General features: G+C 55.0%; 15 protein-coding genes. 7 read left to right on the forward strand and 8 right to left on the reverse strand.

What is annotated here, in order from left to right; all coding sequences use genetic code 11:
* The first annotated feature begins 1 nt into the window (after position 1).
* Positions 2-1,195, forward strand: a complete 1,194-nt coding sequence (gene arsJ / locus AADB16_RS03820) for an organoarsenical effux MFS transporter ArsJ (protein ID WP_410801489.1) — start codon at positions 2-4, stop codon at positions 1,193-1,195.
* Between the two features lie 12 nt (positions 1,196-1,207).
* On the opposite strand, the gene AADB16_RS03825 is transcribed toward arsJ, so the two are convergent.
* Positions 1,208-1,834 carry a hypothetical protein gene (locus tag AADB16_RS03825; protein WP_410801491.1) on the reverse strand — a complete coding sequence of 209 codons (627 nt, stop codon included), beginning with the start codon at positions 1,832-1,834 and terminating at the stop codon, positions 1,208-1,210.
* Between the two features lie 113 nt (positions 1,835-1,947).
* A complete protein-coding gene (locus tag AADB16_RS03830) occupies positions 1,948-2,352 on the reverse strand; it encodes an acyl-CoA thioesterase (RefSeq protein ID WP_298452218.1) in 405 nt (134 codons plus the stop codon).
* Positions 2,353-2,546: 194 nt separating this feature from the next.
* Here AADB16_RS03830 and AADB16_RS03835 point away from each other — a divergent pair, with 194 nt between their 5' ends.
* The 5 genes from AADB16_RS03835 to phoU are packed head-to-tail and all read left to right on the forward strand — an operon-like array spanning position 2,547 to position 7,870.
* Positions 2,547-3,596 carry a substrate-binding domain-containing protein gene (locus AADB16_RS03835; protein WP_410801493.1) on the forward strand — a complete coding sequence of 350 codons (1,050 nt, stop codon included), beginning with the start codon at positions 2,547-2,549 and terminating at the stop codon, positions 3,594-3,596.
* The gene (gene pstC / locus AADB16_RS03840) at positions 3,596-4,984 is read left to right on the forward strand and encodes a phosphate ABC transporter permease subunit PstC (RefSeq protein WP_309044635.1); all 1,389 of its coding nucleotides are present in this window, start codon (positions 3,596-3,598) and stop codon (positions 4,982-4,984) included. The genes AADB16_RS03835 and pstC overlap by 1 nt, the downstream gene beginning before the upstream one ends.
* Entirely contained in the window at positions 4,977-6,275 is a 1,299-nt protein-coding gene (pstA, locus tag AADB16_RS03845; protein ID WP_410801495.1) for a phosphate ABC transporter permease PstA, read from the forward strand. The genes pstC and pstA overlap by 8 nt, the downstream gene beginning before the upstream one ends.
* A 13-nt stretch (positions 6,276-6,288) precedes the next feature.
* Positions 6,289-7,116, forward strand: a complete 828-nt coding sequence (gene pstB, locus AADB16_RS03850) for a phosphate ABC transporter ATP-binding protein PstB (RefSeq protein WP_200202302.1) — start codon at positions 6,289-6,291, stop codon at positions 7,114-7,116.
* A gap of 31 nt (positions 7,117-7,147) precedes the next feature.
* On the forward strand, positions 7,148-7,870 hold the full coding sequence (phoU, locus tag AADB16_RS03855; protein ID WP_309044638.1) for a phosphate signaling complex protein PhoU: 723 nt from the start codon (positions 7,148-7,150) through the stop codon (positions 7,868-7,870).
* Positions 7,871-7,897: 27 nt separating this feature from the next.
* Here the strand turns inward: phoU and AADB16_RS03860 are convergent, their stop codons facing one another.
* From AADB16_RS03860 to AADB16_RS03885, 6 genes are all read right to left on the reverse strand, one after another.
* Entirely contained in the window at positions 7,898-8,263 is a 366-nt protein-coding gene (locus AADB16_RS03860; RefSeq protein ID WP_410801497.1) for a histidine triad nucleotide-binding protein, read from the reverse strand.
* A gap of 55 nt (positions 8,264-8,318) precedes the next feature.
* Complete coding sequence (locus tag AADB16_RS03865; protein ID WP_410801499.1) at positions 8,319-9,614, reverse strand: FAD-dependent monooxygenase; 1,296 nt, start codon at positions 9,612-9,614, stop codon at positions 8,319-8,321.
* A gap of 86 nt (positions 9,615-9,700) precedes the next feature.
* Entirely contained in the window at positions 9,701-10,255 is a 555-nt protein-coding gene (locus AADB16_RS03870) for an aminoacyl-tRNA deacylase (protein ID WP_410801501.1), read from the reverse strand.
* Positions 10,256-10,423: 168 nt separating this feature from the next.
* Positions 10,424-11,257: a mechanosensitive ion channel family protein gene (locus AADB16_RS03875; protein WP_410801503.1), complete on the reverse strand. Its 834-nt coding sequence runs from the start codon at positions 11,255-11,257 to the stop codon at positions 10,424-10,426.
* 141 nt (positions 11,258-11,398) lie between these two features.
* Complete coding sequence (gene mnmH / locus AADB16_RS03880) at positions 11,399-12,502, reverse strand: tRNA 2-selenouridine(34) synthase MnmH (RefSeq protein WP_410801505.1); 1,104 nt, start codon at positions 12,500-12,502, stop codon at positions 11,399-11,401.
* A gap of 473 nt (positions 12,503-12,975) precedes the next feature.
* The gene (locus AADB16_RS03885) at positions 12,976-13,380 is read right to left on the reverse strand and encodes a VanZ family protein (RefSeq protein WP_410801507.1); all 405 of its coding nucleotides are present in this window, start codon (positions 13,378-13,380) and stop codon (positions 12,976-12,978) included.
* 97 nt (positions 13,381-13,477) lie between these two features.
* Here AADB16_RS03885 and cysZ point away from each other — a divergent pair, with 97 nt between their 5' ends.
* Positions 13,478-14,227, forward strand: a complete 750-nt coding sequence (gene cysZ / locus AADB16_RS03890) for a sulfate transporter CysZ (RefSeq protein WP_410801509.1) — start codon at positions 13,478-13,480, stop codon at positions 14,225-14,227.
* Positions 14,228-14,232: the final 5 nt, after the last annotated feature.

Here is a 14,232-nt window from a genome sequence, read left to right on the forward strand (position 1 = left end):
TATGAATGCTGCCATTCGTCAGTACCTGGTGATCACAGGTAATTATTGGGCCTTCACCCTGACGGATGGGGCGTTGCGCATGCTGGTGGTGCTGCATTTCCACCAGCTTGGTTACTCGCCGCTGCAAATCGCCCTGCTATTCGTTTTCTACGAGTTCTTCGGGGTGGTGACCAATCTGTTGGGCGGGTATCTGGGCGCTCGCATGGGTTTGAATCGCACCATGAATATCGGGCTGTTCCTGCAGATCGCGGCCTTGGCCATGCTGGCTGTTCCGGCGACCATGCTCTCAGTGCCCTGGGTGATGGCGGCGCAAGCTATGTCCGGTATTGCCAAAGACCTGAACAAAATGTCTGCCAAAAGTGGAATCAAATTGCTGGTGCCAGATGAGCAGCAGGGCACTTTGTATAAATGGGTCGCCATCCTGACGGGGTCCAAGAACACCCTGAAGGGCGTGGGTTTTTTTCTGGGTGGCGTGCTGCTGATGTCAGTGGGCTTCACCGGCGCGGTGCTTGCCATGGCCGTGGCGCTCGGGTTGGTTTGGCTCGCCAGTCTGTTTTTGCTTAAACAGGAGTTGGGCAAGAGCACCGCAAAACCAAAATTCCGGGAGATTCTTTCAAAAAGCCGTGCCATTAACGTGCTGTCTGCAGCCCGTATGTTTCTGTTTGGTGCCCGGGATGTGTGGTTTGTTGTGGCTCTGCCCGTTTATCTGCATGCGGTCTTTGGCTGGGACTTCTGGAAGGTTGGCGGTTTTATGGCCACCTGGGTCATCGGCTATGGCTTTATCCAGGCCATGGCACCCCGGATTACCGGAACAGGCGAAGGCAAGCAGCCTGTCGCATTCTGGGCCGCAGCACTGGCATTAGTTCCCGCAGCGATTGCCTTTGGTCTGATGGTCGGCTGGTCACCACAGTTTGTGGTCGTCGGTGGTTTGTTGCTGTTCGGAATCTTGTTTGCCATCAACTCCTCCCTGCATAGCTACCTGATTGTCAGCTATGCCAGAGGTGATGGTGTATCCCTGGATGTGGGTTTCTATTACATGTCCAATGCCGCAGGCCGGTTGCTGGGTACGATATTGTCTGGCTGGGTGTATCAGGTTTACGGGCTGGAGGCGTGCTTGTGGATATCATCGGGTCTGCTGGCAGCCGCCGCGTTGTTGTCATTGATGCTGCCCGAAAGGCGCGTGGCTAGAGCATGACAGCAGGTGGATTCAGAAGCGCAGGACCAAGCCTGCACCTGCCTCAAGTTGCAGGTAGCCACTGCTGCGGTAGGTGAGCTCGCAACCGCCGGAGCAGAGCACAGAACCACCGGAATCGAGGGCTGTATAGACACCACGAAGGTCAAGCCGCAGGCGCAAACTCTCGTTGAGTAGGAACTGGTAACCACCGCCAAGGGATAGGGCCAGGCGGTGTTCGGTATCGTAGGTTGAATTGTCTGGTTCCAGGCGGGTCAACCCCAGTACGCCAGATGCAAACCCGCCGTAGCTTTTGCCTCCCGGAAAGTAAAGGCCGCCGAATTGCAGTTGGTAGATGGTGACGTCGATTTCCTGTGTGCCGGGTGCAAAGACACCGTTATCCAGCTTTGCTGAGGTATCCTGCCGGCCAAAATAGAGTTCGCCCTGCGTACCGGCTTCTGGCAGGTCGAAGTTCAAAATCAACCCTTGGCTTGCAGAATCCTTGAACTTGATTTGATCTTGTGTGCTGGCCACGGAGGATTCAATATCGACAGAACTGCCCACGCGGTAGCCCATGAAAGGCGTGATGCCGATATCAGCGGCTACGGATGTCGACATCAGGGAAAGGGCTGTTGTAAATATGAATGGTTGCTTGAAGTTCATGGGTTGAGAATCCCTGATTTCCTGAGAATGCCGGGTCGGCCGTTATGGGATAATCATTACAGACTCTGGCTGTCTTGCCAATCGCGATGGCCCAGGGCACCTGAGTTTCCGGGTTAGCTGCGCTGTTCCGGAACTTCCCGTATACGACCTTGTTCATCAATCGCAACGTATACAAACCGACCTTCTGTCACCTTGCGAGGGTGTTTGGCCGCACGATCAAGGGTCCACACTTCCACGTGAATTTTCATGGAACTGCGGCCGATGTCTACCAGCTCGCAGTAGCAGCCTACCTGTGAACCCACTCGCAGAGGTGAAAGAAACTCCATTCCATCCATTGCCACAGTGGCATTGCGGCCCAGAGATATACGGCCAGCCATAGTCGCTGCAGCTATATCCATCTGCTTGACTAGCCAGCCTGCAAATACGTCGCCATTGGCGTTGGTATCTTGTGGTAGGGGAACAATCTGAAGGATCAAGTCGCCGCGGGGCTTGGGTTTATCGTCATCGTACGCCGTCATGAAGCCTGCCTTTTATTAGATTTCTGGAATTATTTTCTTAGCATGGTAACGACCTGCCGCACGGCTGCAAGCTTATTTGCAGCTTGGGTACAATATTTCAAAAGGTGTAACAAAGTTGTCACACACAAGCTCTAGTCTTTAGCCATCAGTAAACCGGTGCTGTACACAATTTTAGTGACTGATGGAGATTTAACGTGATTAAACCGAATACAGCTTTTGCTATCGTTGCACTGACTGGCGGGTTATCCATGCTTTCCGCTCCGGCATTGGCCCGTGACACCGTAAACGTTGTGGGTTCTTCAACGGTTTATCCTTTTGCCACGGTTGTAGCCGAGCGCTTTGGCCGCAATACCAGCTTCCCTACACCCAAGCTGGAATCAACCGGTTCTGGCGGCGGCTTCAAGCTGTTCTGTGCGGGTATTGGTACTCAGCACCCGGACATCACCAACGCCTCTCGCCGCATGAAAACCAGCGAATTCGAGATGTGTCAGCGCAATGGCGTGGAAGCCATTACCGAAGTGAAAATCGGCGCTGATGGCATTGTAATCGCAAACTCCAAGCAAGCTGACCAGATGGATCTAAGCCTGCAGCAGGTGTTCCTGGCGTTGGCCAAAGAAGTTCCCGATCCAAAAGGCGGTGACAAGCTGGTTGCCAACCCTTATGAGAAATGGAGCGATATCGATTCCAGCCTGCCGGGTAAAGCCATCCGTGTGATGGGACCGCCTCCTACTTCCGGCACCCGCGACGCCTTTGTAGAAATTGCGATGGAAGGTGGCTGTAAGACCTATGGCTTCATCAAGGCGATGGAAAAGAAGGAAATGCGCGGTGTCTGCCACAATATGCGTGAAGATGGCGCATTCGTAGAGGCCGGCGAAAACGATAACCTGATCGTACAGCGCCTGGTGCAGGACAAAGACACTCTTGGTATCTTCGGTTACAGCTTCCTGATGGAAAACAGCGGTGAAATTCAGGCAACAACCATCAACGGAGTGGCGCCTACACCAGACACCATTGCCGATGAGGAGTACCCGGTTGCCCGCTCTCTGTTCTTCTATATCAAAAATGCCCACGCAGGTGTGGTTCCAGGCATTGCGGAGTATGCGCAGGAATTCACCACTGAAGGCGCCTGGGGCGATAACGGTTACCTGGTGGATGTGGGGCTGATCCCTAACCCCCGCAACGTTCGCATGGAAACCGCGAAAGCCGTTCGGGAACTCAAACCAATGACAGGTGATGAGCTTTAATGCAGACGGCTGATTTATTGCCCCTGGTTCTGGTGCTTGCCGCAGTAGCTTACGGGTCCGCTTATATGCGTTCCCGGGCTGTGGCAGCGCCCCTGGGGGGCATACGTAACCTCAAGGCCCTGCCGGCATACTATGCCGCCAGGGCTGCGCTTTGGTGTGCGATACCAGCCCTGATCATCCTGGGTGCCTGGGCCGCTTTTGAAGGCAAGGTTATTCAGAACATCGTGATGGCTTCCCTGCCGGCAGAGTTGACGCCGCAATCTGCAGGGCACGCCAGCCTGACACTTTCCCAGATCAGTAACCTGGCGGCAGGTAAGCTGAATCCTGCTATGGTGCCCGATGGCATTTCCAGTGCGGCCGTGTTGCTGCAAGAGTTGCGAGAGCAAAGCAGTCGCTTCAAAAGTCTTTTGGTTGTTTTGATTGCGGTTCTTGGCGGCACCTTCGCCTGGACACGCGTAGCTCCGACTATTAATGCACGCAAGAGCGTGGAGCGCACGCTTCAGCGCCTGTTCTTTGTGTGTGCCGCTGTGGCGATTCTGACCACCATCGGCATTGTTTTTTCCGTTATTTTTGAAACTGTCCGCTTCTTTGGCAAGGTGCCGATGAGCGAGTTTTTGTTTGGCACCAACTGGAGCCCACAAACTGCGTTGCGGGCGGATCAGGTAGGTTCAGAGGGTGCCTTCGGCGTTATTCCGCTCTTCACCGGCACCCTGATGATTTCCGCCATTGCCATGCTGATCGCCGTGCCGGTGGGCCTGCTGTCTGCGGTTTATCTTTCAGAATACGCCAGCCCAAGGATGCGCTCGGTGGTAAAGCCATTGCTGGAAATGTTGGCGGGGGTGCCCACCGTCGTTTATGGCTTTTTTGCGGCGCTCACAGTAGCGCCTTTCATCCGTGATCTGGCCCTGATGCTTGGCCTTGAAGCCTCTTCCCAGAGCGCTTTGGCCGCGGGCTTGGTGATGGGCATTATGATCATCCCCTTTGTGTCTTCGCTATCTGATGACGTGATCAACGCAGTGCCGCGCAGCCTTCGCGATGGATCCCTGGCGCTGGGTGCCACTCAGTCCGAAACAATGAAAAACGTGATTTTCCCGGCGGCGCTGCCCGGCATTATGGGCGGCATATTGTTGGCCGCTTCCCGTGCCATTGGTGAAACCATGATTGTGGTGATGGCCGCTGGCCTGGCTGCAAATCTGACGGCCAACCCTCTGGATTCAGTGACTACGGTGACAGTTCAGATTGTCACCCTGCTGACCGGTGACCAGGAGTTCGATAGCGCCAAGACGCTGGCTGCCTTCGCACTGGGCATGATGCTCTTCATCGTAACGCTTCTGCTGAACGTGATCGCACTGAAAGTCGTGCGTAAATACAGGGAACAATATGACTAAGCCAGGTTCACACGCGGAGCGTGAAGGCTCGCAGGCGGAGCTGATTCGCCGTTCGCTCAAGCGCCGCTATCGCAAGGAGCGCCGGTTCCGCCTTTATGGCATCACGGCCATCTCCATTGCGCTCTTCTCGCTGGTGATTCTGTTTACCGACATTATCAGCAAGGGATACACAGGCTTCATCAAAACCACCGTGACCCTTGAGGTGCATCTGGATGGCGAACTGATGTACCTGAACGATGCCTCAGATCCGGAACAGATCGCCATGGCGGACTTTCAGGCGCCCATCATCAGGGCCATGCAGGCGTATTTCCCGGAGGCTTCCAGCCGGGCAGATATGCGTGAGCTCAGCCGCATGACCGGCAGCTATGCCAGTAACCAGGTTCGCGACTTGCTGAAGGAGAATCCGGATTGGCTGGGCACTACCCGAACCATTGAGTTCCCGGCCCACGATACGGTGTCCGTTTATGTGAAGCATGCCGGCGACGCCGGGTACTCCATACGCCTCACTGAGCAACAACAGCGCTGGACAGATGAACTACTCAGCAAAGGCGTGATCGATACCGGGTTTAACGATGTGTTTTTCACCAATGGCGATTCACGGGAACCCTCTAACGCCGGCATTCTCGGTGCTTTGATCGGTTCCTTGCTGACTATGGGTATCACCTTGGTCATTGCCTTCCCGGTGGGTGTGGCAGCGGCGATTTATCTGGAAGAGTTTGCACCCAGCAACCGCCTGACGGACTTTATTGAGGTCAACATCAATAACCTGGCAGCCGTGCCCTCCATCATCTTCGGGTTGCTGGGGCTGGCGGTATTCATCGGCCTGTTCGGTATGCCCCGCTCGGTGCCCGTGGTGGGTGGCTTGGTGCTGGCGCTGATGACCCTGCCCACCATCATTATTTCGAGCCGTGCGGCTATCAAGAGTGTGCCCCCGTCGATTCGGGAGGCGGCCGAAGGCATAGGTGCCTCGAAAATGCAGGTGGTGTTGCACCACGTTCTGCCCCTGGCCATGCCCGGCATGTTGACCGGCTCCATCATTGGTATGGCACAAGCCTTGGGTGAGACGGCACCTCTACTGCTGATTGGCATGGTGGCGTTTATTGTGGAGATACCGGATGGCTTCTTCAGTTCCGCCACCGTGTTGCCTGTACAGATTTTCATCTGGGCCGGCAGCGCAGAGCAGGGGTTCGTGGAGTTGGCGTCCGCCGGCATTATGGTTCTGCTCGCCTTCCTGATCACCATGAACGCGTTCGCCATCTGGCTGCGTAAACGCCTTGAGCGCCGTTGGTAAAGAGACAACACTTATGAGTATTAGTATGAGCCCAGCAGAAACCACGATTGAAGAAGGCAAAACCGTTGGCATTCCCTTCTCCGACGACCCCAAATTTCATCTGCGGAATGTGGAAGTGTTCTATGGCGAATCGCCGGCCATTAAAAACATCAGCCTGGATATCGCCCGCAACGAAGTTATTGCGTTTATCGGGCCTTCCGGCTGCGGTAAGTCCACCTTCTTGCGCTGCCTGAACCGGATGAACGACAGTATCGAGAGCTGCCAGATCAAGGGCTCTTTGCTCTTGGACGGCCAGGACATCTACGACCCCAAACGGGATGTGGTGGAGTTGCGTGCCCGGGTGGGTATGGTATTCCAGAAGCCCAACCCCTTCCCCAAGTCTATTTACGATAACGTCGCCTACGGGCCCCGCATTCATGGCCTGGCCAATCGCAAGTCTGACTTGGACGACATAGTGGAAAACAGCCTGCGTAAGGCTGGCTTGTGGAATGAGGTTAAAGACCGCCTTGATGCCATGGCAACCGGCATGTCCGGCGGACAGCAGCAGCGCCTGTGTATTGCCAGAGCCATAGCGGTCAGCCCGGAAGTGGTGTTGATGGATGAACCTTGTTCGGCGCTGGACCCGATTGCAACCGCGCGCATTGAAGAACTGATTGCCGAGTTGTCCGAAAGCTACACCATAGTGATCGTGACCCACTCCATGCAGCAGGCTGCGCGCGTTTCCAACCGTACCGCCTACTTCCATTTAGGCCACCTTGTGGAAGTAAACGACACCAGCAAGGTCTTTACCATGCCGGAACATGAGTTGACGGAATCCTACATCACTGGCCGGTTTGGCTGATCCAGAGTTTAAAGAACAAGGGAGAGTCACAATGCCTACGAAAAAAGATGACGTATACGGAGATCATATCTCCAATCGATTCAATGATGAGTTGCTGGCCCTGCAAACCCGATTCCTGAAAATGGGTGGTTTGGTGGAAACCCAGATCGACAGTGCTGTTAAGGCACTCATTGATGGCGATGGCCACACTGCGGAAGAGATACGGGCTAAAGACAAGTTGGTCGATCGCATGGAGATGGATATCGACGAAGAGGCGATGCTGATCATTGCCCGCCGCCAGCCGACAGCTCGCGATCTGAGGCTGGTGATTTCGGTGATCAGAATGGTTGCAGATCTGGAGCGGGTAGGAGATGAAGCCAAGAAAATCGCCAAATTTGCCATCAAACTCCTGGATGAAGGTCAGTCGCCACAGGGCTATGTGGAGGTGCGCCATATTAGTGCCCATGTAATTACCATGCTTCACGATTCACTGGATGCGTTTGCACGCCTGGATTCTGAGCAGGCACTGCGCGTCATGAAAGAAGACAAACGGGTGGACGAGGAATACCAGGCTGCGGCCCGCACCTTGCTGACCTTCATGATGGAAGACCCCCGTAACATCTCACGGTGCATGTCAGTGATGTGGGTACTTCGGTCGCTGGAGCGGGTGGGGGATCACGCCTGCAACATTGCCGAGAACGTGATTTTCATGGTCAAAGGCGAAGACGTGCGCCATTCACCCATGGAAGAGGCGGAGCGGGTAGTGGGGCGTTAAGCCCCACTTTAGCCAAGCCTGGACTGCTCAGGCCTGCTTCATTTTGTCGGTATAAGGCGGCCAGCCCAGAGGTTTTCCTGCCAGTAAGTGCAGGTGAATATGAAACACCGTCTGGCCGGAGTTTTCGCCGCAGTTCATCACGGTGCGATAGCCGTCTTCGGCAAAGCCCATCTCTTTTGCGAGCTTGGCAGCGACCCAGTACAGGTGGCCGACCAGCTCGCGATCTGTTTCTTCAATGTCATTGATGGTGGCGATCAGCTTTTTCGGGATGATCAGCAGGTGCACTGGCGCCTGCGGGTTGATATCACGAAATGCCAGGCTGATGTCGTCTTCATAAACGATATCCGCCGGGATTTCGCGATTGATGATTTTGGTGAAAAGGGTTTCAGACATTTTGGCTTCCTTTTATTGTCGTCACTCTATGTAGATCACGTTGTGATTTGAGCATTTAAAGCTGGTTCAGCCCAGGTAAGCGGGCTGTGAGTTGCCGAATAACCACCGGCAACCCATCGTCTATGCCCATGGCATAGCGCGCCACCTGATTACGGGCAAAGGGCAGGGCGCGGGCGGCGCCCAAGCCCAGATTGCGGAGCAGATGAACGGGCGGAATCTGGTTGCTGAACATATGATAGAAGGCATCCATGGCATACATCATGCGCCGGTTCGCCGGGCGCCGTTGTGCCTCGTAGTTGGCCAATACCGAGGCGTCGGCCAGATCCCTGCCAGCTCTCCGTGCTTCTTTCAGAATAGATTGCAGGCACTGGGCATCCTGAAATCCAAGATTCACGCCCTGTCCCGCCAAGGGGTTGATGGTATGAGCCGCATCCCCCACAAGCACAATGCGCCCCGCCGAGTAGTGCTTCGCGTGCTGGCGGGCGATGGGAAAGCTGGCGCGATCTTCAATATGAGTCAGCTGTGGCAGCTCTGCCGGGAAAGCCTGCTGTATTTCCGCCATCAGTGCCTCACTGCTGAGGCTTTTCAGCCGGACGATTTCCTCAGGGGAGTCGTACCATACCAGCGACGCACGGCTTTCACCCGGGTGATCAGAGCCGGCGGCGTAAAGTGGCAAGAAGGCTCTGGGCCCTGAGGGATGAAACCCCTGCCAGGTAATGTCTTGCACCGGCCCCTGATAGCGAACGGAAATGATCATGGCCTGCTGGCCATACTGATTCCGTGTAACGCCAATGCCTGCCATATCCCGCACCCGGGATTGTGCGCCATCTGCACCAATAACCAGTGGGGCACTCAGCTGCGCACCGTTCTCAAGCGCAACGATGGCCTGCTCGCCTGTTTTGGTAATGCCAGTAACGCCATTGCCGGCGAGTATGGTGACTGAGGATTCAGCTTCCGCAGCCTGCCAAAGGCCCTGCTGGGTAACTGAGTTTTCCACAATATGACCAAGGTGAGAGGTGTTCAACCTGTTCGCATCAAACTCCACCTGGTTGGATGTTCGCGGGAGAAGGTTGCTCAAAGGGTGTCGGGTTTCATCCCACACTGCGAGTCGGCGATAGGGGGTGGCGCGCATGCCGAGGATATGATTCCAGGCGCCCAGGCTTTGCAGATAACGCTCACTGCCTGCGCTGAGAGCTGACACGCGGATATCGGGGGCCGAATCAGGGTCGAAACCGGGGGCAGGGGCGCGATCAACCATCGCGACGCTAAAGCCCTCTCGCCCGAGGCCAGTGGCAAGTGCGGCGCCGACCATGCCGGCACCGACAATCACAATATCAAAAGCTTGAGTCATATCGGGTTCCTGTCTGATGTCCCACAGTTTACGCGATGGCAAAGATCAGACAAGCGACCGGGATCAAGCCGGTTACGAAAGCTCCATCAACCTATCATGCCCGAGACCAATTGCTCGGAGGTCTCTCCTGGCTGGCGCCGACCTTTTTTAAGCCAGGCAGGCTTCTGGGCGCCTGGCTTGATGAAGCCCCGGTTGAGCACGATGGGCTGTACCAGGTTCAGGAAATCCCGGGTTTTCATGTGCAGGGTTTCGGTATGGCTGCCTGCGGCAAAGGCGAGTTCCGGCTGTTCTGTCAGCGGCTCAGCACAATACACCGTCATCCCGAACAAACTGCCGAAGGGTGGCATGGCGCCAACTTCACAATCCGGGAAGCGATCCTGAAATTCCTGCTCGTCGGCAAGGTCTACAAAGTCCGTATCCAGAATGCGGGAAAGGCTTTCCCAGCGCACACGCCAGGTTGCCGGCATGACCAGCATGGCCATTTTTCCATCGAGTTCGATAATGACTGTTTTGACAACCTTGTCACCCGCAATTTTCACGTGGTGAGCTAGTTGCTGAGCGGTAAACGCAGGGGGGTGGGTGAGGCACATGTATTCAACATTTGCCCCATCCAGAAATTCTTTTAACTGCTGAATCGGCATAGTGACAGCCTCCTACCAGCATGGACAGCAACCCGGAATGGCTTGATATGAGCTCCACTCCGACGACGTTCTGGCGGGGCCACCAGGCCCCGTCATTAATCGTCAGCTTAGCTGAGGTTGTGCCGAATGCGAGTAACGGGTTGTATCTATGCGATACGAATTGCTACTTCACTCGGTCTTGTACAAATGCACGTCGCGCTGGGGGAAGGGGATGGAGATACCTTCTGCATCAAACGCTTTCTTCACAGCCTCTTGCATGGCCCAGTTGAATGGCCATAGGTCGCCGGCCTTGGTCCAGGCGCGCACGGTCAGATTGACTGAGCTGTCGCCCAGGCTGCCAACAACGATAAGCGGCGCCGGGTCTTTCAAGGCACGTTCGTCTTCAGAGATCAGTCGCAGAATAATGTCTTTTGCCTTGTCGATGTCATCGCTGTAACCGATGCCAAAGGACATATCGCAGCGACGTGTTTCATAGACGCTCATGTTGGTCAGGCTGGAGTTGGATAGCTGGCCGTTAGGGATCACTACACGGCGGTTATCGAAGGTATCGATAATCGTGTAAAGGATAGTGATTTCGCGCACTGAGCCGAGAAACCCTTGTGCTTCGATCGCGTCACCTACTTTGAAAGGCTTGAACAGCAGGATCAGCACGCCGCCCGCAAAGTTGCCCAGACTTCCTTGCAGCGCGAAGCCAACAGCCAAACCGGCAGCACCAATGATGGCAACGAAGGATGTGGTTGCAATGCCAACCATGGAGGCGACAGAGACGAGCAGGAGGATCTTCAGAATTGCGCTGATAAGACCGCACAGGAACTTGTTCAGGGTGGGGTCTTTTTTGCCAAGCTTCGCATCCAGTACGTTTACAAAGCGATTGATCAGCCACATACCGACAATCAGTGTGATAATGGCCAGCAGGACCTTCGGGGCATAGGTCATAACCAATGCGATGGCCTGATCCATGTATTCTGCGGCGCGTCCGTCCGCGCTGAATAGCTCTTCCATAGTGGTTCCTTATTGTTTCCTGATGATTAATGCTTACAGCTTTTTATAGTCAAAATCCGGCATGTCCGGATAGGTTAAAACCCTTATATAGCAGACAAAGCCACAGAGGTATATGTGGGTTGCAGGGCGCGCCCACATGATCTAGGCGGGGTTCGCTTTTCCAGCCCACTCGAGCAAGGTGCCGGAATTTCCACGAGCCAGGATTTTCCCCTGTTTCTGCCGGAGCTGATAATCGTACATAGGATCATAGTAATCCTGCAGCAGCGGCTGAATCCAGGCATCATGGCCTTCCAGGTCACCATTGCTTTCCTGCTGGGTTAGCGCGCGCTCCATAAGGTGCTGCAACTGGCGGTGACGTTCGCCCCCCAGCCGTTTACTGATACGTTCAAGAGCGCCCAGAAGGTAGTCACGAAAATTCAGCCAGCCGGCTTCATCGCCATCACGGCTCATGTAGTCAGCAGCCATATTTTCTACATAGTCTTCCCGAATAATGCGAGTGCGGTCTTCCAGCGATTCCTCGAGAACCAGAAGGGGTGTGCGGGCCATGCGCTCTTTCAGCGCATCGGGCAGTGCGCAGCGACCAACCAGGCGACTTTCGTCTTCGAGATAGATCGGGCCACCCTTCAAGTGGCGCGCTCTCAGCATGGCAACGGCCAGGCGATTTTCAAAGTCTATTTGGGATGGCTGCGGCGTTACTTGTCGCCCGAAGCTGGAGCCCCTGTGGTTTGCCAGGCCTTCCAGATCTACCGGGTTGGGAAGTTGATGCAGCACGCGGGTTTTGCCGGTCCCTGTGCGCCCACTGATGATGCGGAAATCCGCGGAATTGATGAGTTCGTCGAGGCTGTCGATGAGGAACCGACGTAGGGCTTTATAGCCGCCTTTCACGAGGGGGTAATCAATGCCGGCATCCCTGATCCACTGCTGGGTTAGCCTTGATCTCAAGCCGCCACGGAAGCAGAACAGATAACCTTCTGGATGGTTCGCTATAAATCGCTTCCAGGTTTCGATGCGCTGAGCTTGAACATCCCCGGAAACCAGTTGGTGGCCGAGCCGAATGGCTTCATCCTGTCCTTTTTCCTTGTAGCAGATGCCTACCCGGTGCCGCTCTTCATCATTCATCAGCGGTGCGTTTACAGCGCCAGGGAAGCTGCCCCTGGCAAACTCTACCGGTGCCCGGACATCCATCAGAGGCGTGTTGTTCAGGAACAGCGACAGGTAGTTTTCGGTATCGGGTCTGCTTGGCATTTCAGGGCTCAATTGCTTGCCAGAATGAGGCGGCAGTATAGCGGATGTGTAGAAAATCCGTGAAAAAAAAGGGCAGCCCTGAGGCTGCCCTTTACCGGAACAGGTCGGCGCATCCTTGCGCTGAGTGCAACAACCGTGTTGCGAATCCTTTTGCCACTCCGTGGTGCCGGCGTCCGAGCCAGCGATCCGAATAGTTATCCCTTAAGCCAGGTATCCCTGTATCCCTGCTTCTCCCTGCATTCCTTGCCGGGGTGCATCCAGTGCGTCGTCCTTATCCTTGTCATCCTTGACGAAGCCACTATACCAATGGATGAGTGTGGAAATGTGTGAGCTGTGCACGCTTGTGTTTGGAGTTTTCCCAAAGAGATTACTGAAGCGTAATCATATCAGTGTGTTAACTAATTCCCGGTGATGGCTGTAGTGGGTGCGCACGAGCAATTGCTGCAAGATCGCACACGTTTGTGCGATATATCTCACACTGACTTGGGCGAATTTCTCAAATCTCTTTTGTTGCTTGAGGGGAGTCCGGGCCAGGGTAGGAGGCCAATCAGTATTCCTGCGCCGTCAGCGGCCACGTCTGCCAGCGAGAAGTCCCGGTAGGGAAGAAGGGCTTGAACTGCTTCTATGGCCAGCCCAAAAGCCAGCAACGCCGGTGCGAACCAGATGGCGCGGAGCTCCGGCCAGGCTAACCGCGTAACCAGCGTGAGTTCAACAAATGCGATCAAGTGGTTCACTTTGTCGCTGGGGGCTGAGGGGATCGGGTAACTGTTGCTTGTGGTTGCCAGAAAGCCAATAGCAATGACCGACAGCAGCAAGGCAAAGCGCCACAGCGGCCGGAAGTTCAGCAGGCTTGTCAGTTGATGTTTCAGTGTTCCCATTGGTGAAATCCGTCAGAGTTCTCTGGCTGTGTGAAGGTTTTCAACATGATATGCTTTGCGCCCCGTCACTGTCATTGAAGCGGAGGGCCATTCGGCGATGCTCAGAGGTAATTTTTTTCGTGGACTGGGCTATCTGGGTGAGGGCTTTCACCTGATTCGCCAGCCTGGTTTGCGGCTATTTGTCGTCATTCCGCTTGTTATCAACATTTTTCTCTTCGGATTGTTGTTCTATTTTCTGGGCGAACTTTTCGGCGCTTTGATTGCGACTGCCATGGGCTGGCTGCCTGACTGGGCCTGGCTGCAGGCGCTCGACTGGCTGTTCTGGATTTTGTACGGCGCTGTGATCCTGCTCATGCTGGCATACGGCTTTGTGATAATCGCCAACCTGATTGGCTCGCCTTTCTACGGTTATCTGGCAGAACTCACGGAGAAGCACCTCACCGGCCAGGAAGTCAGCACTGATGATGGCTGGGCGGCCATCATAAAAGACATCCCGCGAGCGCTCTGGCGGGAAGTACAAAAAATTGTCTATTACCTGCCACGGGCTATTGGGCTGTTCATCATTGGCTTGATCCCGGTGGTCAATCTGGTTGCGGCGGTGCTCTGGTTTCTGTTCAACAGCTGGATGATGGCGTTGCAGTATGTGGATTACCCCGCAGACAACCACAAAGTGAGTTTCAAGGCCTTGCGCCAGCTGCTTGCCAATACCCGTTTGTCTGCCTTGGGTTTCGGGCTGCCCGTGGCTTTGGCCGCCATGGTGCCTGTTTTGAATCTTATTGTGGTTCCTGCCGCTGTTTGCGGGGCGACTGCTTATTGGGTGCGCGAAAACGGCGCAACACGACATTAAAGAGT

Source organism: Marinobacter sp. KMM 10035 (genome assembly GCF_046537445.1).
Taxonomy (GTDB): domain Bacteria; phylum Pseudomonadota; class Gammaproteobacteria; order Pseudomonadales; family Oleiphilaceae; genus Marinobacter; species Marinobacter sediminicola.

What these genes read in the sequence shown, in the direction of transcription:
- arsJ (WP_410801489.1), top strand. Translation starts at nt 2, where the DNA reads ATGAATGCTGCCATTCGTCAGTACCTGGTGATCACAGGTAATTATTGG.
- AADB16_RS03825 (WP_410801491.1), bottom strand. Translation starts at nt 1,834, where the DNA reads ATGAACTTCAAGCAACCATTCATATTTACAACAGCCCTTTCCCTGATG.
- AADB16_RS03830 (WP_298452218.1), bottom strand. Translation starts at nt 2,352, where the DNA reads ATGACGGCGTACGATGACGATAAACCCAAGCCCCGCGGCGACTTGATC.
- pstC (WP_309044635.1), top strand. Translation starts at nt 3,596, where the DNA reads ATGCAGACGGCTGATTTATTGCCCCTGGTTCTGGTGCTTGCCGCAGTA.
- pstA (WP_410801495.1), top strand. Translation starts at nt 4,977, where the DNA reads ATGACTAAGCCAGGTTCACACGCGGAGCGTGAAGGCTCGCAGGCGGAG.
- pstB (WP_200202302.1), top strand. Translation starts at nt 6,289, where the DNA reads ATGAGTATTAGTATGAGCCCAGCAGAAACCACGATTGAAGAAGGCAAA.
- phoU (WP_309044638.1), top strand. Translation starts at nt 7,148, where the DNA reads ATGCCTACGAAAAAAGATGACGTATACGGAGATCATATCTCCAATCGA.
- AADB16_RS03860 (WP_410801497.1), bottom strand. Translation starts at nt 8,263, where the DNA reads ATGTCTGAAACCCTTTTCACCAAAATCATCAATCGCGAAATCCCGGCG.
- AADB16_RS03865 (WP_410801499.1), bottom strand. Translation starts at nt 9,614, where the DNA reads ATGACTCAAGCTTTTGATATTGTGATTGTCGGTGCCGGCATGGTCGGC.
- AADB16_RS03870 (WP_410801501.1), bottom strand. Translation starts at nt 10,255, where the DNA reads ATGCCGATTCAGCAGTTAAAAGAATTTCTGGATGGGGCAAATGTTGAA.
- AADB16_RS03875 (WP_410801503.1), bottom strand. Translation starts at nt 11,257, where the DNA reads ATGGAAGAGCTATTCAGCGCGGACGGACGCGCCGCAGAATACATGGAT.
- mnmH (WP_410801505.1), bottom strand. Translation starts at nt 12,502, where the DNA reads ATGCCAAGCAGACCCGATACCGAAAACTACCTGTCGCTGTTCCTGAAC.
- AADB16_RS03885 (WP_410801507.1), bottom strand. Translation starts at nt 13,380, where the DNA reads ATGGGAACACTGAAACATCAACTGACAAGCCTGCTGAACTTCCGGCCG.
- cysZ (WP_410801509.1), top strand. Translation starts at nt 13,478, where the DNA reads ATGCTCAGAGGTAATTTTTTTCGTGGACTGGGCTATCTGGGTGAGGGC.